Source organism: Nonomuraea sp. AD125B (assembly GCF_041402765.1).
GTDB lineage: Bacteria > Actinomycetota > Actinomycetes > Streptosporangiales > Streptosporangiaceae > Nonomuraea > Nonomuraea bangladeshensis.
In genome coordinates this window covers 710,857-729,481 of record NZ_JBGLOU010000002.1, presented here as the reverse complement: position 1 = coordinate 729,481, position 18,625 = coordinate 710,857, and the positions used below count along the sequence as shown (strand labels likewise).

20 protein-coding genes are annotated in these 18,625 nt (G+C 73.0%); 8 read left to right on the top strand and 12 right to left on the bottom strand.

What is annotated here, in order from left to right; genetic code table 11:
- The first annotated feature begins 52 nt into the window (after positions 1-52).
- A complete protein-coding gene (locus ACBR40_RS08370) occupies positions 53-433 on the top strand; it encodes a VOC family protein (RefSeq protein ID WP_364447334.1) in 381 nt (126 codons plus the stop codon).
- Here the strand turns inward: ACBR40_RS08370 and ACBR40_RS08365 are convergent.
- Positions 430-3,651, bottom strand: a complete 3,222-nt coding sequence (locus ACBR40_RS08365; protein ID WP_371248180.1) for a BTAD domain-containing putative transcriptional regulator — start codon at positions 3,649-3,651, stop codon at positions 430-432. The genes ACBR40_RS08370 and ACBR40_RS08365 overlap by 4 nt on opposite strands.
- 110 nt (positions 3,652-3,761) lie before the next feature.
- Between ACBR40_RS08365 and ACBR40_RS08360 the strand changes: the two genes are divergently transcribed.
- Complete coding sequence (locus ACBR40_RS08360; protein ID WP_371248179.1) at positions 3,762-4,172, top strand: DUF4267 domain-containing protein; 411 nt, start codon at positions 3,762-3,764, stop codon at positions 4,170-4,172.
- 19 nt (positions 4,173-4,191) lie between these two features.
- Positions 4,192-4,350 carry a hypothetical protein gene (locus ACBR40_RS08355; RefSeq protein ID WP_371248178.1) on the top strand — a complete coding sequence of 53 codons (159 nt, stop codon included), beginning with the start codon at positions 4,192-4,194 and terminating at the stop codon, positions 4,348-4,350.
- 10 nt (positions 4,351-4,360) lie between these two features.
- On the opposite strand, the gene ACBR40_RS08350 is transcribed toward ACBR40_RS08355, so the two are convergent.
- The 3 genes from ACBR40_RS08350 to ACBR40_RS08340 all read right to left on the bottom strand — a co-directional run bounded on the left by ACBR40_RS08350 (position 4,361) and on the right by ACBR40_RS08340 (position 5,761).
- Positions 4,361-4,711 carry a transcriptional regulator gene (locus tag ACBR40_RS08350; protein WP_371248177.1) on the bottom strand — a complete coding sequence of 117 codons (351 nt, stop codon included), beginning with the start codon at positions 4,709-4,711 and terminating at the stop codon, positions 4,361-4,363.
- Positions 4,708-5,349 (bottom strand): hypothetical protein, encoded by a 642-nt coding sequence (locus ACBR40_RS08345; RefSeq protein WP_371248176.1) that lies wholly within the window; start codon positions 5,347-5,349, stop codon positions 4,708-4,710. Before ACBR40_RS08345 ends, ACBR40_RS08350 begins: the two co-directional genes overlap by 4 nt.
- Before the next feature lie 88 nt (positions 5,350-5,437).
- A complete protein-coding gene (locus tag ACBR40_RS08340; RefSeq protein WP_371248175.1) occupies positions 5,438-5,761 on the bottom strand; it encodes a hypothetical protein in 324 nt (107 codons plus the stop codon).
- Positions 5,762-5,819: 58 nt separating this feature from the next.
- On the opposite strand from ACBR40_RS08340, the gene ACBR40_RS08335 reads away from it, so the two are divergent.
- Positions 5,820-6,194: a hypothetical protein gene (locus ACBR40_RS08335; RefSeq protein WP_371248174.1), complete on the top strand. Its 375-nt coding sequence runs from the start codon at positions 5,820-5,822 to the stop codon at positions 6,192-6,194.
- Positions 6,195-6,306: 112 nt separating this feature from the next.
- A complete protein-coding gene (locus tag ACBR40_RS08330) occupies positions 6,307-7,581 on the top strand; it encodes an MFS transporter (RefSeq protein WP_371248173.1) in 1,275 nt (424 codons plus the stop codon).
- A gap of 45 nt (positions 7,582-7,626) precedes the next feature.
- On the opposite strand, the gene ACBR40_RS08325 is transcribed toward ACBR40_RS08330, so the two are convergent.
- Entirely contained in the window at positions 7,627-10,137 is a 2,511-nt protein-coding gene (locus ACBR40_RS08325) for an MMPL family transporter (RefSeq protein WP_371248172.1), read from the bottom strand.
- A gap of 159 nt (positions 10,138-10,296) precedes the next feature.
- On the opposite strand from ACBR40_RS08325, the gene ACBR40_RS08320 reads away from it, so the two are divergent.
- The gene (locus ACBR40_RS08320; RefSeq protein ID WP_371248170.1) at positions 10,297-10,971 is read left to right on the top strand and encodes a TetR/AcrR family transcriptional regulator; all 675 of its coding nucleotides are present in this window, start codon (positions 10,297-10,299) and stop codon (positions 10,969-10,971) included.
- Between the two features lie 10 nt (positions 10,972-10,981).
- On the opposite strand, the gene ACBR40_RS08315 is transcribed toward ACBR40_RS08320, so the two are convergent.
- Positions 10,982-11,590: a TetR/AcrR family transcriptional regulator gene (locus ACBR40_RS08315; protein ID WP_371248169.1), complete on the bottom strand. Its 609-nt coding sequence runs from the start codon at positions 11,588-11,590 to the stop codon at positions 10,982-10,984.
- 63 nt (positions 11,591-11,653) lie between these two features.
- On the opposite strand from ACBR40_RS08315, the gene ACBR40_RS08310 reads away from it, so the two are divergent.
- Positions 11,654-12,274, top strand: coding sequence for a maleylpyruvate isomerase family mycothiol-dependent enzyme (locus ACBR40_RS08310; RefSeq protein ID WP_371248168.1), 621 nt, complete (start codon positions 11,654-11,656; stop codon positions 12,272-12,274).
- A gap of 231 nt (positions 12,275-12,505) precedes the next feature.
- Here ACBR40_RS08310 and ACBR40_RS08305 read toward each other — a convergent pair whose 3' ends face one another.
- Complete coding sequence (locus ACBR40_RS08305; RefSeq protein ID WP_371248359.1) at positions 12,506-13,405, bottom strand: aminoglycoside phosphotransferase family protein; 900 nt, start codon at positions 13,403-13,405, stop codon at positions 12,506-12,508.
- Between the two features lie 2 nt (positions 13,406-13,407).
- Positions 13,408-14,307, bottom strand: a complete 900-nt coding sequence (locus ACBR40_RS08300; RefSeq protein WP_371248167.1) for a LysR family transcriptional regulator — start codon at positions 14,305-14,307, stop codon at positions 13,408-13,410.
- 129 nt (positions 14,308-14,436) lie between these two features.
- On the opposite strand from ACBR40_RS08300, the gene ACBR40_RS08295 reads away from it, so the two are divergent.
- A complete protein-coding gene (locus ACBR40_RS08295; protein ID WP_371248166.1) occupies positions 14,437-15,012 on the top strand; it encodes a DoxX family protein in 576 nt (191 codons plus the stop codon).
- A 6-nt stretch (positions 15,013-15,018) separates the two neighbouring features.
- Here the strand turns inward: ACBR40_RS08295 and ACBR40_RS08290 are convergent, their stop codons facing one another.
- The 4 genes from ACBR40_RS08290 to ACBR40_RS08275 all read right to left on the bottom strand — a co-directional run bounded on the left by ACBR40_RS08290 (position 15,019) and on the right by ACBR40_RS08275 (position 18,620).
- Entirely contained in the window at positions 15,019-15,687 is a 669-nt protein-coding gene (locus ACBR40_RS08290) for a cation transporter (protein WP_371248165.1), read from the bottom strand.
- Positions 15,684-16,067 (bottom strand): metalloregulator ArsR/SmtB family transcription factor, encoded by a 384-nt coding sequence (locus ACBR40_RS08285; RefSeq protein WP_344207411.1) that lies wholly within the window; start codon positions 16,065-16,067, stop codon positions 15,684-15,686. The genes ACBR40_RS08290 and ACBR40_RS08285 overlap by 4 nt, the downstream gene beginning before the upstream one ends.
- Positions 16,068-16,287: 220 nt before the next feature.
- Entirely contained in the window at positions 16,288-17,532 is a 1,245-nt protein-coding gene (locus tag ACBR40_RS08280) for an MFS transporter (RefSeq protein ID WP_371248164.1), read from the bottom strand.
- Positions 17,529-18,620, bottom strand: a complete 1,092-nt coding sequence (locus tag ACBR40_RS08275) for a PLP-dependent cysteine synthase family protein (RefSeq protein ID WP_371248163.1) — start codon at positions 18,618-18,620, stop codon at positions 17,529-17,531. Before ACBR40_RS08275 ends, ACBR40_RS08280 begins: the two co-directional genes overlap by 4 nt.
- Positions 18,621-18,625 lie beyond the last annotated feature (5 nt).

Here is an 18,625-nt window from a genome sequence, read left to right as displayed (position 1 = left end):
GTATTGCCCGTAGCGTCGGCTCAGCAGCATCGACCCACCCTGAGAGGACCTCATGAACTTCGTCTCGATCCGCATCATCACCGGCGACGTGGCCCGGCTCGTCGGCTTCTACGAACGCGCCACCGGGGTGCGGGCGAGCTGGGCCACCGAGGACTTCGCCGAGCTCACGACCGCCTCGGCCACCCTCGCGATCGCCGGCACCCGTACGGTTCCGCTGTTCGCGCCCGGCTCCGCCCGCCCGGCCGACAATCACAGCGTGATCATCGAGTTCCTGGTCGACGACGTGGACAGCGTCCACCGGAACCTGACCGGCTTCGTGGCGGACTTCGTCAACGAGCCCACGACGATGCCGTGGGGCAACCGGTCGTTGCTGTTCCGCGACCCCGACGGGAACCTCGTCAACTTCTTCACCCCTGTCGCGGGCAGAGGCTAGATGGCCGTCCGCGAGCGGGCCTCGGCGGCCCAGTGGGGGGCGTTCCACCGCTCGGCGATCGCGGCGGCCTCGGCGAAGTGGGCCGTGGCCTCGGCGCGGCCCAGGAGGAGGGCCAGCTCGCCCAGGGTGTGGGCGACCGGGCGCAGCGCCACCGCCAGGTTCGCGGCGCCCGCCGGGGGGCCGTCGCGGTGCGGGAGCAGCGCCGCGTAGACCTCCTCGGCGGCGTCGCGATCCCCCAGGGCGACGACGGCCATCGCGCGCACCGTCGTGAGGAAGGTGAAGAAGAAGTCGGGGCGGATCGGGCCGGCTGACGCGCGGACCTCGCGGGCTTCGGCCTCCAGGCCGGCGGCGTGGAGGGCGAGTGCGAGCAGGTCGGAGGTCATGGCGCCGCCGAGCGTGGCGTGCAGGGCGCGTACGTCGTCCAGGTGCGCGCCGAGCGTGCCGTCGTTCAACCAGATCGTGGCCAGGGCGAGGGGGAGGAAGCCCGTGGCGTGCACCGAGCCGGCGCGCCGCATGCCCTCGTCGGCCTGCACGTAGAGGCGCTCGGCGTCGGAGAACCGGCCTTCGACGAGCGCCAGGGTCGCCAGCGTGATCTCGGCGACGGGGATCGCCCCCGGCATCCGGTAGGCGCGCGCGAGCTCCAGAGCCTCGGTGGCCGCCTGGCGCATGGTCACCGGGTCGTTGGCCGCGGCGGCGACAGCGGCTAGGTTGATCAGCCCGGTGACGCGGTAGACGGGCAGGTCGTGCTCGGCGCCGATGGCCACGAGCTCGCGGCAGAGCTCGGCGTCGCCGTGGACCCGGGCCAGGCTCTGGAGCGCCGCGGCCCGCAGCCGGGGTCCGGTGGCGAGGTCGAGCGCCTCCCGCGCCGCGTCCAGAACGGCCGGGTCGTCCTCGCCGGCCAGTTCGTCCACGTACGCGATCAGGAGCCGGCACCGCACCGCGGGGGTCAGGTCGCGCTTCAACAGGCGGCTCAGGCGGTCGACGACGGGCCGGTCCACCGTGCCGTACATGCGGGCCTGCCAAGGGGTCGGCTCCGTCCACGCGGTGAACGCGGCGATCATCAGGTCGTCGCGGCCCAGGGACTCGGCGTACTCGACCGCCTCACGGCGGGTCTCGCGGGCGGCCGCGACGGCTCCCGCCCGGATCTGCGCGCGCAGCAGCCTGCCGAGCAGCTCGACGCGTTCGTCCGGTCCTGTCGCGTTGGCGACGGCGTCGGTGAGGAGGGCGGCCGCCACGTCGTGGGCGTAGCGGGCCTCGGCGAGCTCGGCGGCCTGGACGCAGTAGCCGACGGCCTTCGGCGAGCCGGCGCGCGCGTAGTGGTGGGCCAGCGCCGCGACGTCGTCGCCGCCTTCGAGCGCGGCGGCGATCCTGGCGTGCATGCGGGCGGCGCGCAGGCGGCTGAGGTCGGCGATGAGCGTGTCCCTGACGAGGGCGTGGACGAAGCGGACGCGTCCGGGGGCGGGCTCGTTCAGCAGCCCGGCGATGACGCCCGCGTCCAGCGCGTCCATCACGCCGTCCTCGTCGGTGCCGGCGGCTTTCACGAGGACGTCCACCGAGCTCTCCCGGCCGGCGACCGCAGCCAGCCGGAGGATGGACACGCCTCCTTCGGGCAGGCGCGCGAGCCGGCGGCGCAGGACGTCACGTACGCCTTCCGGGACCTCGGAGAGCGCGACCAGCGCGCCTTCGCCGTTCAGCAGCCGGGCGCTCTCGCGCACGTAGAACGGGTTGCCGCCGGTGCGTTCTGCGATCCCCGTGACGGTCTCCTCGTCGGCCTCGCACTCGGTCCGCACGAGCTGCGCCACGGCCGCGTCGTCCAGCCCCGTCAGCGCCAGGCGCAGCGGCGTGGCGCGGGCGAGGGAGGCCAGCGTCTCAGTGAGGTGCCCGCTCTCGTCCGCCCGGTACGCGGCGACGACCAGGATCGGGGCCCGCAGGCCGAGGCCGCCGCCGAGCAGCTCCAGCGTGGCGGCGTCCGCCCAGTGCAGGTCGTCCAGCACGACGGCGACCGGGCACCGCGCGGCGACCGCCGCGAGCCATCTCCACACGGCCTGGCGCAGGCGGAAGCGTCCCGCGGTGGCGTCGGCGTGCACCGGCTCGGTGTCGGTGAGCAGCGGCGCGAGGTCGCCGGCGAACGCGCCCGGTGGCGAGGCGGCGGCGACGGCGCTCAGCGCCTCGGTCCACGCCCACGCGGGCGGCGCGCCGTCGACCTCGGGGCAGTGGCCGACGGCGACCAGCCAGCCGTCACGTTCGAGCCGCCTGCCCAGGTGTTCCAGCAGCGTCGACTTGCCGAGCCCGGCCTCGCCGGTGACCAAGGCGATGCGGGCGCCGTCGGCGGCGGCCTCGGCGGCGGCCGTGACCAGCGCCGACAGCTCCGCCTCACGCCCGACGAACGGCGCCTCGGCGATCTGGGCCAGTGGTGGCGGGGGCGGGAGCGGCGGGGGCGGGGGCGGGGGCACGGTCGCGCGCAGGACGTCAGTGCGCTGGGTGAGGATCGCCTCCTCCAGCGCCGTCAGCTCCGGGCCGGGGTCGAGCCCGAGCTCCTCGGCGAAGACGGCGCGGGCGCGGCGGAGCGTCGCCAGCGCGTCGGCCTGGCGGCCGCTGCTCCACAGGGCCAGGGCGTGCAGCCGCCAGCCCTCCTCGCGCAGCGGCTCCTCGCGGGTGAGCCGCTCGGCCTCAGGGACCACCGCGGCGGCCTCGCCGATCCGCAGGCCCGCCGCGACGCGCAGCTCGGTGGCGACCAGGCGCAGCTCGTTCAGCCGGGCCTTCTCGGTGGCGGCCCACGGCTCGTCGGCGACCTCGGCGAACGCCGGCCCCTGCCACAGCCCCAACGCCTCGGCGAGCAGGGACCGGGCGGCACGCGGGTCGGTGACCGCCCGGGCCTCGTCGAGCAGGTGCTCGAACCGCCACGCGTCCACCGCCTCGGGCGGCAGCCGCAGCGCGTAGCCGGGCGACGCGCTCACCAGCAGCCGGGCCGACGTGCGCGGCGGGCGTCCGGGCTCCAGCAGCCGGCGCAGGTTGGACACGTACGCCTGCAGGGACATCAGTGCCCGCCCGGGCGGCTCACCGCGCCACAGGTCCTCGATCATCCGGTCGACCGGCACGACCTGTCCGCGCGCCGCCACCAGCATCGCCAGCACGGCCCGCTGCCGCGGCCCGCCGAGGTGAACGGCCGCGCCGTCAACCTCGGCCGCGAACGAGCCCAGCACGCGGATGAAGACCATGATCCGCACATCGTACGGGGACAGCTCCAAACCGGCTCCAAGTCCCCTCCAAACACCCGGGAGCAGCCTGAACACCACACCGCCTGATCCGACCTCACAGGAGAAGAACGATGTCACTGAAGAACATCAACACCGTCCTGACCACCGCTTTCATCCTCTTCATCCTCTGGTTCGGGATGGACTTCATCCTGCGTCCAGAGACGGTGGCGCCGGGGTTCGGCCTGCCGAGCTGGCCGTCCGGCGACGGCGGCGGCTTCCTGGTCGTCAAGGGGGTCCGGGACGTCGTCCTGGCCCTGGTCCTGGGCGTCCTGCTGGTGACGGGCCACCGCCGGGCGCTCGGCTGGGTGCTGCTGGTGGAGTCCTTCGCCGCGTACGGCGACATGACCATCGTGCTGGCCCACCACGGCTCCGTGGCCACCGCGCTCGGCGTCCACGCCCTGACCGCGACGCTGATGGCGGTCAACGGCCTGCTGGTGCTGCGCGAGACCCGCACGGCCGCTCCCGCTCTGCGGCCCGCCTGAACTCGGAAGGAAGACGACCATGACGATCAACGACGTGCGCGGTGTACTCAAGGGGCGCGTGCTCCTGCCCGGCGACGACGGCTTCGAGCAGGCGGCCACCCCGTGGAACCTCACCGTGAGGCAGCCGGTGGCGGCCGTGGCGGCGCTCGTGCGGTACGCCCGGCGGGCGGGGATATGACGGTGACCGCTCAGCCGGGCGGGCTGCTCGGGTGAACCGGTGGCGGGGCCGCGCCACGCTCCCGGCCGTGGCGGCGGATGAGCTCCTCGAGTGCGGTGAGTTCGGCCGACAGCGCGGCCCTGCCTTCCCCGGTGATGACGATCCAGGTCTTGGGGCGCCGCCCGTCGTACCCCTTCTCCAGCACGATCAGGCCGGCCTCCTCCAGGACGGCGAGGTGCCGGTTGAGGTTTCCCCTGGTCAGTTCGAGCACGTCGTGGAGGTAGGTGAACTCCACCCTGGCCGCCTCGTCGGCGATGGCGAGGATGCCGAGCCGGTGACGCTGGTGGACGACGTCGCTCAGGCGTCCGGTGGGATGGGTCACGGACGGGCCTTCCGCAGGGCGCGCAGGCCGGCCACGAGGAGCACGGCGGCCGGGAGCAGCAGAGCGATCTCGCGCGCGCCGAGGAGGCCGTCCAGTCCGGACCGTTCGAGCAGCCGCTCGTACAGGTGGACGCCGTCGCTCGCCACGGCCGGGACGACCGCCGCCGCGTAGAGCCCGGTGACGACCCACAGGTGCCCGCTGTGTTCGACGCAGGCCAGGGCGATCAGGCCGAGGCCGATGACCAGCAGGTAGAAGGGGGCGCCGTCGAAGGGAAGCAGGAGCGACAGCAGGGGGACGGCCGCGGCGAGGCCGCCCAGCACGCCCGGCCGGCGTACCGCCGTCTGGATGCCCTTGCGGTAGCCGTGGCGGTGGTAGTGCCACACGGTCAGCCCTGTCCCGGCGATCAGCCCGGACACCCACACCATGTCCACGAACTCCCTCGGGAGGAGATGGGCGAGGTCTCCTCCCGGCGGGAAACGGAGCGCGCCGTCGATCGTCTGGAGAACCGCCAGGAACGCGGTGAGGCCGCCGAAGAGCACCAGGGGGTAGCCGAAGGCGTGCCGGTCGGCGCGAGCGCGGCCCCGCAGGACTCTGACCTCGCCGAGCAGGCGATCGGCGGCGTCGTACGAGTACTCCATCGTGAGACCCCCGTCATGTCGGTGTCGCAGACCTGTCTGTATTGCAGACATCAGTCCGCCGGCGGCGAACGCGGCAACGGCGGAAGGGTCATCTCTGGCCGGGGCCGTCCACCACCTTGGCGTCCAGCCGGGCCGTCAGCGTGAGGGGCGTGCCCGCCTCGATCGCGGACGAGGAGGGGTGGTCGTACTTCGTGGTCTGGACGCCGTACGTGCCGAGGAAGCGGAAGTCGACGGGGTCGAGGATCAGGTCGTAGCGGGCCCGCGCGCCGGTGTGGCTGAACGCGACCCCCCGCCTGCCGTCGGCGTCCACGACGTTCTCGGTGAAGCTCACGCCGGGGATCGTGGCCAGGCCGCGGAACAACGCCGCCCGCACCTCCGGCGGCAGGACAGGAGACCATGCAAAAACGTGCACCAACCTCTGCGTGTTTCATCTTGTTTATTCCGACTTATTCGTACTATAGTCCCGAACCGTGATGATTCTGATTGCCGGCCCCTACCGTTCAGGTACGGGCGACGACCCCGAACTGATGGCCCGCAACCTGGCCCGGCTGGAGGAGGCGGCGTGGCCCGTCTTCCGCAGCGGACACGTCCCGATGATCGGGGAGTGGGTGGCCCTGCCCGTGCTGCGCGGCGCGGGCGGCACCGGCCCCGCCGACCCCGTGGCCGAGCAGATCATGTACCCCACGGCGGAGCGGCTGCTGCGGCACTGCGACGCTGTCCTGCGGCTGCCGGGCGAGTCCACCGGCGCCGACCAGGACGTCCGCATCGCCACCGAGCGCGGCCTGCCCGTCTACTACCGGGTCGAGGACATCCCCGGCTACCGGGAAGAGCTCACCCGCCGCTGAGCTCGGGGTGAGGGAGGAGCCGCTTCATCCGCCGATGTCCGCGTGACAGGCAGATGTACGATGTCCCGGCCGGTGGCCCTCGCCGTCCCGCGTCCTCCATGAAAGCCGTTTCGTGACCGACATCGTCCCCCTGCGCAAGAACGCGCGCTTTCAACTGCTGTGGATCGGCAGCGCGGTCTCCGAGCGGGGGTCGGAGCTCACCAGGCTCGCCATGCCGCTGCTGGTGCTGGCGCTCACCGGCTCGCCCGGCCTGGCGGGCGTGGTCGCCGGGGCCCGTACCGTCGCCTCCCTCGCGGTCCAGATCCCGGCCGGCGTCTGGGTGGACCGGTGGGACCGCCGCCGCACGCTCATCACCGCGCAGGGTCTCCAGGCGGTCGTCTCCGCGCTGCTGACGGCGCTCGTCGTCACCGGTCACGTACAGGTCTGGCAGTTCGTCACGCTGGCGGTGCTGGACGGGCTGTGCGCCGCGTTCGTCGGTCCCCTCCAGGACACGGCGATCCGCGGCATCGTCCCCCCGGGCCAGCTGCACACCGCGTACGCGCAGGAGGAGGCCCGCACCCACGCGGCCGGGCTGATCGGCCCGCCGCTCGGCGGATTGTTGTACGGCCTGGGGCGGGCGGTGCCCTTCCTCGTCGACACCGTCACCTTCCTCGCCGCCACGCTCTTCTACGCCCTGGCGAAGGTGCCGCGCCGCCCGGCGGACGAGCCGCGGACCTCGGAGCGGGACGACGGCGAGCGGCGGGGCATGGGCAGGGAGGCGGCCGAGGCCGTCGCGTGGCTGTGGCGCCGGCACGGCCTGCGGGAGGCCACCGCGGCGGTGATGGTACTCAACCTGCTGGGCGGCGCGTTCCTCATCCCGCTGATCGTGCTCGTCGGCGAACGCGGCGGCGACGCGCGCATCACCGGCACGGTCCTGGCCGGTCTCGGCATCGGCGGACTGGCCGGCGCGCTGCTGTCGGGCCGCATCAGCAGGCTCCTGCCGCCCGGCAGGCTGGTGTCGGCCGTCGTGGCGGTCTTCGGCGCGGCGGTGGCGGCCACGGCGCTGCCTTGGGGGAAGTGGTGGCCGATGGTCCCGCTGGTGTTCATCACCTTGTCGACGCCCTCGCTGAACGTGGTGCTGAACGTGGTGATCGCCCGCATGGTGCCGGAGACGATGCTCGGCTGGATGGGCGCGGTCCTGAGCATGAGCGGGATGGCGCTCAAGCCCCTTGGGCCGGTCCTCGGCGGGACGCTGGCCGCGGCGCTGGGCGGCGCGGCGTCGCTCGTCGTCCTGGGCGGGCTGCTCGGCCTGGCCGCCGCCGTGGCGGCGCTCAGCCCGCAGCTGCGTCACTTCACCGGAGAGATCCCCGCGGCCGAAGCCGACGGCATGGCCCCGCGCGCCGGCTGACGGGCCGGGCCGGGGACGCGGCCCGGCCCGTCAGGCGAGGCGCCGTCAGCGTGCGACGGTCTCCGGGACCCGTGCCGGCGGGGCCTGGTGGTGGCGTTCCAGCTTGGCGCCCTCGACGTCCACGTCGGGCAGGATCCGGTCGAGCCAGCGCGGCAGCCACCACGCCTTGTCGCCCGCCAGATGCATGACCGCCGGAATGATCAGCATGCGCACCACGAACGCGTCGACGAGCACGCCGAAGGCCAGCGCGAAGCCGACCGGCCGGATCATCGTCATGTGGGAGAACATGAACCCGCCGAAGACCGAGATCATGATGATCGCGGCGGCGGTGACGACGGCCCTGCCCGCCCGTACGCCCTCGGTGACCGCCTGCCGGGCGGGAGCGCCGTGCGCGTACGCCTCGCGCATCCCCGAGGTGAGGAAGAGCTGGTAGTCCATGGCGAGCCCGAACAGGATGCCCACCAGCAGGGTCGGCAGGAAGTTGAGGATCGGCGCGGGGTCGGTGACGCCGAAGAGGCCGCCGAGCCAGCCCCACTGGTAGACGGCCGTGACGCCGCCGAGCGCCGCGAACAGCGACAGCACGAAGCCGCCGGTGGCGATGAGGGGCACCAGGATCGAGCGGAACACGACGATCAGGATCAGCAGCGACAGGCCGACGACGAGGGCGAGGTAGGTCGGCAGGGCGTCGGCGAGCTTCTCGGAGATGTCGAGGTTGGCGCTGGCGCTGCCCGCGACGGACAGGGACACCTTGTCGGAGCCGAGCTCAAGGGTACGGCCGCGCAGGTCGTGGACGAGGTCCTCGGTGGACTCCGACGTCGGCCCGCCCGTCGGCACGACCTGGAAGACCAGGACGGTGCCCTTGTCGTTCGCGCCGATGGGGGCGACCGCGGTCACGCCGTCGACGTCCATGAGCTGCTTGCCGAGGCCGGCCTGGGCCGCCGTGAGGTCGTCCCCGGTCACGCCGTCGCCGAGGTCGGCGACGACGACCAGCGGCCCGTTCGCACCGGCGCCGAACTTCTCGGTGATGGCCGTGTAGGCGCGGTACTGCGTGGAGTCGGCGGCCTCGGAGGCGCCCGTGGGCAGGCCGAGGCGCATCGAGGCGGCGGGCACCGCGATGAGGGCCAGCGCGCCCACGCCGATCACGATGCGCAGGACGGCGCTGCCGATGGTCATCGGCCGCGCGGGCGCGGACGCCGGCACGGGCGCGGCCTGCGCGGCGGCCTTCCTGTCGCGCCGGGGGAGCAGCCGGTGCCCGAGCAGGCCGAGCAGCGCCGGGGTCATGGTCACGGTGAGCAGCACCGCGACGGCGATGGCGACCGCGCCGACGGTTCCCATCAGCGCGAGGAACGGGATGCCCGTGACGTTGAGCGCCAGCAGCGCGATGAGCACGGTGCTGCCCGCGAAGACCACGGCGTTGCCGCTGGTGCCGTTGGCCAGCCCGATGGACTCCTCCACGGTCATGCCCGCCTTCAGCTGGCGGCGGTGCCGGTGGAGGATGAACAGCGCGTAGTCGATGCCGACGGCCAGGCCGAGCATGGCGCCCAGGATGGGCGTCACCGACGTCATCTCGATGCTGCCCGACAGTGCCATGGCGCCCGCGACGGCCACGCCCACGCCGAAGAGCGCGTTGAGGATCGGCAGCCCGGCGGCCACGAGGGTGCCGGTCATGATGATGAGCACGACGGCCGCGACGACGAGGCCGACCGCCTCGCCGACGCCGCCCAGCTGGATCTCGCCCTGCGCGATCTCGGCGGAGTAGTCGGCCGTGACGCCGTCGGGGAGCGCGGCGTCGAGGGTCTCGGTGACGGCTTCCTTGGTCTCCGGGGTGATCTCCTGCTGCGGCAGGTCGAAGACGACGGTCGCGGTCGCGGTGGAGCCGTCGGAGGAGACCATGCGGATGTCCTGCGCGATGGTCAGCAGGTCGCGTCCGGTGAGCAGCTGCCGCTCGGACTTCTCCAGGGTCGCGCGCTGCTTGTCGAGCTCGGCCTGCTGCTTGTCGAGCTGGGCGAGGGTCGCCTTGAGCCGGGTGAGCGTCGCTTTGAGCTGCGGGTTCGTGCCGGCCTGCCGGAGGGCGGTCTCGGTCTGCTCGATGCCCGCCTCGGTCTGTGAGCGGGCCTGGTCGAGCTGCTTCCGGCCCTGGTCGAGCCGGTCGCGGCCGTCCTCGACCTGCGCGAGACCGTCCGTGATCTTCTTCGCCTGCTGGGCGCGCGTGTCGGTGGAGGTGAACGGGTCGGCCACCTGGTCCACGCCGTCGAGGCCGGCGACCTTGCGCAGCGCGGCGCTGACGCCCTCGCGCTGGGCGGTCGTGAGCTCCTCACCGTCGCCGGAGTGGATGACGACCTGCCCGGTGCCGCCGCTGGCCACCGGCAGCTCGGTCTTGAGCCGGTCGGTTACCTGCGCCGTGGGCGTGCCGGGGATGGTCATCGTCGAGCTCATCGTCCCGCCGAAGGCCAGGAAGGCTCCGACGGCCAGGGCGAGCACGACGACCCAGGCGGAGATCACCCACCAGGCCCGCCGGGCGGTGAACCGGCCCAGCCGGTAGAGCAGTTCGGCCATCGAGCACTCACTTTCCGCTTCTCACGTGGGGTCCGGAACCGGATATGACCTATCCGATTCGGCAAGTCTAGTGAGAAGTGGATAGCTCTCATCCGTTTCATCGGAGGTGCGGGCTGTGACGTTGATCCCATCGATCCGCCCAGGGGTACGCTTCGACACGTGAAACCGCGACCCGCCGCCGCCGACGAGCCCATGCGGCGTGGCAGCCTGCGCCGGGACGCGGAGCGCAACCGGGACCGCATCGTGCGCGCCGCTCGCGAGCTGTTCGCCGAGCGCGGCCTCGCCGTCGGCTTCAACGAGGTCGCCCACCACGCCGGCGTCGGCGTCGGCACCGTGTACCGGCGCTTCGCCGACAAGGAAGAGCTCATTCGCGCGGCGCTGGAGGAGCCGCTGGGCGAGCTGGCGGAGGTCGCGCAGCGCGCGGGCGAGGCCGAGCGGGCCTGGGACGGCCTTGAGCTCCTCCTGGGCAGCATCACCGAGCTCCTGGTGGACAACCTCGGGCTGCGGGACGTCGCGCTCGGCGGCGGCGGATGGCGGCTCGGCAGGTCAACCGTCGAACGCGTCGCGGAGGTGATGCGGCATCTGCTCGACCGGGCGCGGGCCGAGGGCGACCTGCGTGACGGCGTCGCCGGCGACGACGTGGTGATGATCCTGTGGCTGGTGACCGACCTGGCGCAGCACTCCGTCCAGGTCCGCCCGGGGCTCTACCGCCGCTATCTGCAGGTCATGCTCGACGGGCTGCGCGCCGCCCCGGACAGCAGGCCGCTGGTGGAGAAGCCCACCGAGCAGCAGATGCTGACGATCTGCCGGCGCTGGGCGGGCGCGCCCCTCTGAAGCGCGTCCCTCAGGGCGGTCCGAGCACGTCCGGGGTGATCAGGGCGCGGGCGGTGGCTGCGAAATAGTCTCCGGAGGCGGCGTCGGCGAGGCCGAGAGTGACACCCTGGCTGAGGCCGACCATGAGCGCGCGCAGCGCCGTGGCCAGGCGGCGCGCCTGCCGCGACGTCACGGCGCTGCCGTCGTGGACCCTGCCGGACAGCAGCGCGGTCAGGCGTTCCTCGTGCTCCCGGACGGAGGCGGCGAGCCTGGGCGCCAGCTCGGGGTCGCGCAGGGCCAGGTCCTGCAGGCTGATCTCGAACGACAGGTGGCGCAGCGCGTCGGGGTCGTCGCACAGGCGGCGGTAGTGGCGGGCGAAGACCTCCACCGCCTCGACGAGGTCCAGGCCGTCGGGGACGGTCTGCTCGATGCCGTCGTAGTGCGGGGTGAGGTAGTCGGTGACCAGGGCGATCAGCAGCCCGTTCTTGCTGCCGAACAGCGAGTAGACGGCGCCCGTGGTCAGCCCGGCCTGCTCGGCGATCTCCTCCAGCTTGGCCCGGTGGCCGTCGCGGGCGACGATCAGGCGCGCGGCGGCCAGCAGGGCCCGCCGGTTGTGCTCCTTGGCCTCGGCCCTTGTCATTCGCATAATTCTATTATTACCGTAATCTCGTTATCGATGTTGCCGAGGACAGGAGCCGCACCCATGGACACAGCCACCGCGATCGCGAGCGAACGCCGGGAACTGGCGGCGATGCTGGAGAGCCTGACACCCGCCCAGTGGGACGCGCCGACCTTGTGCGCCGGCTGGCGCGTACGCGAGGTCGCGGCCCACATGTCGATGGGATTCCGCGTTTCGCTGCCCCGGCAGGTGCTCGAACTCGTCAAGGCTCGAGGCGACATCAACCGGATGGCGGATCGGCGGGCCCGCCAGGACGCCGCCACCCTGTCCACGGCCGAGCTGGTCGGCGCCATCCGCGACAACGCGCACCATCCCTGGAAGCCTCCGGTGGGCGGCATCGCGGCCGCCCTGGGCCACGACGTGGTCCACGGCCTGGACATCAGCGTCGCCCTCGGCCTCGGCCGCCGCGTACCGCAAGACCGCGTGCGCCTCCTCCTGGAGCAGGTCACTCCCCGTACCCTCAAGTTCTTCGGAGCCGATCTCGACGGCGTCGAACTGCGCGCCGACGACCTCGACTGGTCCTTCGGCGCCGGCGCGCTCCTGACCGGCGCCGCCCAGGACCTCCTCCTGGTCGCCTACGGCCGCAAGCTCCCGCCGGGACACCTCGGCGGCGCGGCACGAGACGCTCACGTCTCACGGTCGTGATCGGAAGCCCATGCCGGCGTGGGCGTCATGGGCTGGTCGGCGGTAGGTCGTGTCCTCGCCGTTCGGGTGTGAGAGCCGCCTCAGGCGGGCTGGCCGACCGGTCGGATGGTCAGGGTGTTGAGGTCGACGCCGGCCGGCGCACCCCACCAGCCGGCCGGGTTGACGCGCGCCCTCACCCGGGCCGGACCCCGCCGCCCCGGCGATCAGCTCCTCGCGGGCGTCCCGGCCGGGTCACCTGTCCTGCCGGGCCGCTGCCACGATGCGGTCGAGTGTCGTGCGCCCCATCGCGCTCATCGGCGGATTGCTCTCGGCGTAGTACCAGACCAGCCCCATGGCCTGGACGAAGGCCCAGGCCATGCCGCGTTCCCACTCCAGGTCGTCGCAGCCCAGGCTCCGCCGCAGCACCTCGCGCGGACGTGTGCGCAGCAGGTGCCAGGCGGCGACCAGGTCCAGCGCGGGGTCGGCGGGGCCGAAGCCGCCGCCGTCGAGGACGCCGCTGAGGCGGCCGGCCGCGACCAGCACGTTCCCGGAGATCAGGTCGCCGTGGCTCATCACGTCGTCGCCGTCGCGCGGCAGCTCCCGCAGCCGGCTCCACAGGCGGCGCAGCCGCGGCACGTCCAGCAGCCCTTCGCTCTCCCGGAAGCACTCCTCCATCCAGGGGTCGTGGCGGGTGAGCTCGCCGCCGCGCCCCGAGCCGTTGAAGCGCCGGCCTCCGGTCTCGGCTTCGCGCAGGGCGGCGATGAAGGCCGCGAGGTCCTCGGCGAACCCCTCCGACCCGCTCGGGTCGGTGTCGGTGGCGGGCGTACCCCGTACCCATGTCTGGACCGACCACGGCATGGGGTAGCCGTCGCCGGGCTCGCCCAACGCCACCGGTTCGGGGGTGGGGAACGGCGAGACCCGCGCCAGCTCCGCGCTCGCGCGGGCTTCCCGCTCCAGAGCCGACCGGACGGCGGCGGCGTCGGCCAGGCGTAAGGGGAAGCGCGCCGCGAGGTCGTCCCCGATCCGGAAGATCGTGTTGACCGTGCCCGTCGATCGCACCCGGCGGATCTCCATGCCCGTCCACTGCGGGAACTGCTCGGCGACCAGGGCGGCGACCACCTCGGCCGGCACGTCCACCTGATCGTCATGCATGATCACGTCGTACTCCCTTCCGGCAGTGCCGCCTCGATCTGGCGGGCGGTGTTCACGAAGGAGCGGATGAGGTCGGTTTCCGCGGCGGTGCGCCACAGCAGCGCCCATCGCGCCGGAGGCGCGTCGTGGACGGGCACGTAGGCGATGTCGGGCCGGGAGTGGTAGCGGATGGCGTGGGAGTGCACGAGCGCGACGGCTTCGCCGTTGGACAGGATGGGCAGCATCTCGCTCTCGGCGGTGACGGCCGGCCCCATGCGGATCGGCCGCCCGCCTGGGGTGTGGCTGGGGACGAGGGCCTCGCGCCAGTAGTCGGGTCTGGCGCCGACGATGACGGCTTCGTCGGCCAGGTCCTCGTACGACACCGTCTCCCGCTGGGCCAGCCGGTGCCCGGCTCCGACGGCGAGGACGACGGGCTCGACGCGGACGACCGGCCCCACGGTGAGGTCGGCCTCCCTGACCGGCAGCCAGGCGATCTGGACGTCCACCTCCCCGTCGCGCAGCGGCCCGAACGGGTCACCGAATCCGACGTAGCGGATCTGTGCCTCGCACGCGGGATGCCGGGCGTGGAACGCGTCGAGCAGGGGCCGGAAATCCTGGACGTTGCTGGAGAGCATGCCCAGGCGCAGCACCTCGGTCTTCCCGCCGGCGGCGCAGGCGGCCCGCGCCATGCCTTCGTGCAGGCCGCGGTACATCGGCGCGAGGTCCTCGAACAGCTGCTTGCCGATCGGTGTCAGCGTCACGGCCCGGTTGTTGCGTTCGAACAGGGCGGCGCCGATGCGGCGCTCCTGCTTCTTGATCGCCTGGCTGACGCGGGCGGGCGTCACGTGCAACCGTTCGGCGGTCCGGCCGAAGTGCAGCTCCTCGGCCAGGGTCAGGAAGATCTCGATGTCCCGCAGCTCCACAGGCGCGCTTCCGTCGTTTAGTGAAAGGTTAAGGCACCTTATCGAACCTGGCGTTGTCGCCGGTGCCGGCCTGCGGCCAGGCTGGAGGGCGTCCGGAAGATCATCGTCGCCCGAAGGTAGCGAGAGAACATGAACCTGCACGTCAGTAACAGCGCACTCGACGTCAAGGACGTCGAGCAGCAGCCCAGGAGGCGCCCGACGAGGTTCACGCTCAACGGCGTGCTCTGGGCGCTGCAAGCGGTGTTCGGCTTCTTCTTCGCCGGCAGCGGTTTCGGCAAGGTGCTGCTGTACGACGCGGCCCTGTACGCGGAAGCGCCCCGGGCCGTCGCCTGGTACGCCGCGGTGCCGCAGTCCCTGATCGTCTTCATCGGGATCTGCGAGGTGCTGGGCGGCGTCGGCCTGATCCTGCCGGCGATGGCGAAGGTCAAGCCGGTGCTGACGCCGCTCGCCGGCGCCGGCCTGACCCTGACGATGATCCTCGCGGCCGGTTTCCACATCGTGCGCGGCGAGTACGCGTTGGTCCCCGCGAACCTCCTGCTGGGAGGCGCCTCGGCGCTCATCGCGGCCGGACGGTGGAGGCTGAGGCCCGTCGCACCCGCGCCCCTCACCACCGCGCGCGTGCTGTGGCCGTTCGCGGTCCTCGTCGCCGTGGTCCTGCTGACCTTCGTCCCGACGTGGTACACGATGACCAACGTGCAGTTCTGACCCGGGTCACGATCCGTCGGTCTCCGGCGGCACGGCCGGCGCGGGCGGGCAGCAGGCGTCGCCGCGCCAGGCTTCGCGGCCTTCCTTGACCGCCACGGCGGCGATGACCAGGGCGGCGATCGGGTCGGCCCAGGACCAGCCGAAGGCGCTGTTGAGCGCCAGCCCGGCCAGCAGCACGCCGGACAGGTAGGTGCACAGCAGGGTCTGCTTGGAGTCGGCGACCGCGCTGGCGGAGCCGAGCTCGCGGCCGGCGCGGCGTTGCGCTCGCGACAGGAACGGCATGATCATCAGGCTGAGGGTGGCGAGGATCAGGCCGGGGGTGGAGTGTTCGGCCTCGCCGGCGCCGAGCAGCGCGCGTACGGCGTCGAAGGTCACGTAGGCGGCCAGCGAGAAGAACGAGAGCGCGATGACGCGCAGCGCGGCCTTCTCCCGGCGTTCGTGGTCGGCGGCCGAGAACTGCCAGGCCACCGCGGCGGCCGAGGCGACCTCGACGACGGAGTCGAGGCCGAACCCGATGAGGGCGGCCGAGGAGGCGACGGTGCCGGCGGTGATGGCGACGGCCGCTTCGATCACGTTGTAGGTGAGGGTCGCCGCGACCAGCAGCCGGATGCGGCGCCGCAACGTCGTGCGCCGGGCCGGGGAGGGGCCGAGGCCCGGCAGGTCGATCGCGCTCATGCCCCTGCGCCGTCCGTACGGACCCCGCTGGGAGCGGGACGGAGCGTGACCGCGTGGCCGGTGGCGGCCAGCAGCTGCTCGGCGGAGGCGAGCAGGTCCATCAGCTCGGGCCGGGTCAGGGAGTAGAAGGACTGGCGGCCTTCGGCGCGGTAGTCGACGAGATCGCAGTCGCGCAGGCAGGCCAGGTGCTTGGAGACGGTGGACTGGGCCAGGCCGAGCTCGGCGACGAGGTCCACCACGCGGGCCTCGCCGCGGGCCAGGCGCTGCACGATGCGCAGCCGGTTCTCGTCGGCCAGGGAGTGGAACAGCGCGGCCGCCGGGGGGACGCCGGCGGCGACGTCGGCGCTGACACAGGAGCCGGAATCACCATTAATCGCCATGTGGCGATGATAGCCCGATTCGGGCATGATGCGGCAAGAGCCGGGACTCCTATCGACCGGTCGCCGGCCCGGCGTCGGTGGCCTGCCGGCCGGCCAGCGAACCCAGCAGGACCGCGCCGACGTCGGTGAGCCGGTACATGACCAGCTTGCCCGCCCGCCGCGAGTCGGCCAGTCCGGCTCTGCGCAGGGCGCGCAGATGGTGCGAGACCAGCGGGGCTGATCACGACCGCCTCGGCGTAGGCGCTGCCTGGCCGCGCAGGTGCTCGCCCCGGTCCAGGCGGCTGACGGCCGCGGCGGAGGCGAGCCCGGCCGCGGCCAGCAGCAGCCACGGCAAGGCGGCCAGGCCCGCGGCGCGGCCGGCGTCCACCAGGGCGCCGGCCAGCAGGTTCCCGGCGAGGATGCCGGCGCCGCACGCCAGGTTGTACAGCCCGTAGTAGGTGCCGACCAGCCCTTGTCCGGCCATGTCGGCGATGGTGGCCATCTCGAACGGGAACGCCACCAGGCTGCCGAGGGTGAGCAGCAGCGCGCACACCACCACCGGGGCCGGCGCCCAGCCCGCCGGCAGCGGCAGGTGCGCCGTGACCGCGAGCGGCACGAAGGCCACGCCCATCAGGGCCAGGCCGCGGCTGATCGCCTGGCCGCGGCTCCACCGGGCCGTGCACCATGCGGTCAGGCGTACCTGGGCGGTGATGCCCAGCAGCGCCGACAGCGCGTACAGCGCCGCCACCGCCGTCGGGCCACCGCCCTGGCGCTGCACCTGCAGCGGCAGCGCCAGATACATCTGGAACGACAGCGCGTAGGAGGCGATCATCGCCGCCGAGAAGGCGACGAAGGCGCGGTCGGTGAACGCCTGGCGCCACTCGCTCAGCACCGGTGGCCGCGGTCCGGCCGCGACGCGCCGGGCCGGCAGGCACAGGCCCTGCAGCACGGTCAGCACCGCGAAGATGGCCGCGGCCGCCAGGCACACCACGGTGAAGCCGCCGCGCAGCAGCGCGAGCCCGGCGAGCGGGCCGGCCAGGATGCCGCCCTGATAGAACACGTTGAACACGGCGAACGCCGCCGCCTTGCGCTCCCCGGCCTCGGCCGCCAGGCAGGCGCGGGCGGCCGGGTTGAACAGCGCCCCGGCCAGTCCGGTCACCACCGCCGCCGCGATGAGCAGCGGCACCGTGGTGGACAGGCCGAACAGGGCGAAGCCGATCGTCCGCAACGCGCACCCTGCCATGATCATCGGCTTGCAGCCGAGCCGGTCGGCCAGGCTGCCGCCGATCAGGAACATGCCCTGCTGACTGGCGTTGCGCAGGCCCAGGACGAGCCCGATCGTCCAGGCGGCCAGCCCGGCGCCCGCCAGGTGCTGGGCCAGGTACGGCATCAGCATGTAGAAGCCGAGGTTGATGCCCGCCTGGTTGAGCTGCAGCAGCTGGACGGGCCGGGCGAAGGAGCGGAACTCGCGCAGCGTGACCCTCATCGGGCCCCCGCCAGAGGATCGGTCACGGTGGCGCAGCGGGTCCAGCGGTGCACCTCCCGTTCGTGGGGCGCTGCCAGCACGTCCGGCTCCTGCGCCGGTACGGTGCCGAGCAGGCCGTGGGCGTGGCAGTAGTCGTCGTCGAAGATCGTGCTGTGGTACCGCCACGGCCCGTCGGGGAAGATCGCGACGGTGGTCCGGCCGGGAGCGGTGCGGGCCAGCCAGCCCGCCACCAGCGCGACCGCGCCGGTGCTCCAGCCGCCCGAGACGTAGTGCCGCTCGGCCAGGGTGCGGCAGGCCCAGACCGCCTCGGCGGGGCTGACCCAGTGCACCTCGCTGAAGGCGTCGTAGGCGACGTTGCGCGGGTGGATGCTGGAGCCGAGCCCGCGCATCAGCCGGGCGCGGGCGGGCTGGCCGAAGATGGTCGAGCCCACCGTGTCGACGCCGACCAGCTGCAAGCCGGGGAAGTGCCGGCGCAGCACGGCGTGGATGCCGGCGCTGTGCCCGCCGGTGCCGACCGAGCACACCAGCGTGTCGATGTGGGGGAGCCGGCTCAGGAGTTCGTGCGCGAGCCCGGCGTAGGCCTCGACGTTGTCGGGGTTGTGGTACTGATCGGGGCAGTAGGCGCCGGGGATGTCGGCCAGCAGGTGCTGGACGCGTTCCCGGCGGGCCTGCTGCCAGCCGCCGGTCGGATGCGGCTCGGTCACGGTCTCCACGTGGACGCCGTATCCGGCGAGAAGCCGGCACATCAGCGGCTCCATGCCGGGATCGCTCACCAGGACGACCGGATGGCCGAAGACGATCCCGGCCAGGGCCAGGCCGAGCCCCAGGGTTCCGCTGGTCGACTCGACGATGGTGGCTCCGGGCCGGAGCTCGCCCCGGGCGCGGGCCTGGCGCACCATGTGCAGGGCGGGGCGGTCCTTGATGCCGCCGGGATTGAAGCCTTCGAGCTTCGCCCAGAAACCGCCGATCCCGGACACGGGAGACGCGGGCAGCTGGATCAGCGGCGTGTTGCCGACCGTCAGAGAGAGCGCCGGATATCCCGGCGAGGCCCCCTCGTGCGGGCGCGCGAAAACAGCGTGCGGTGACATGAAAG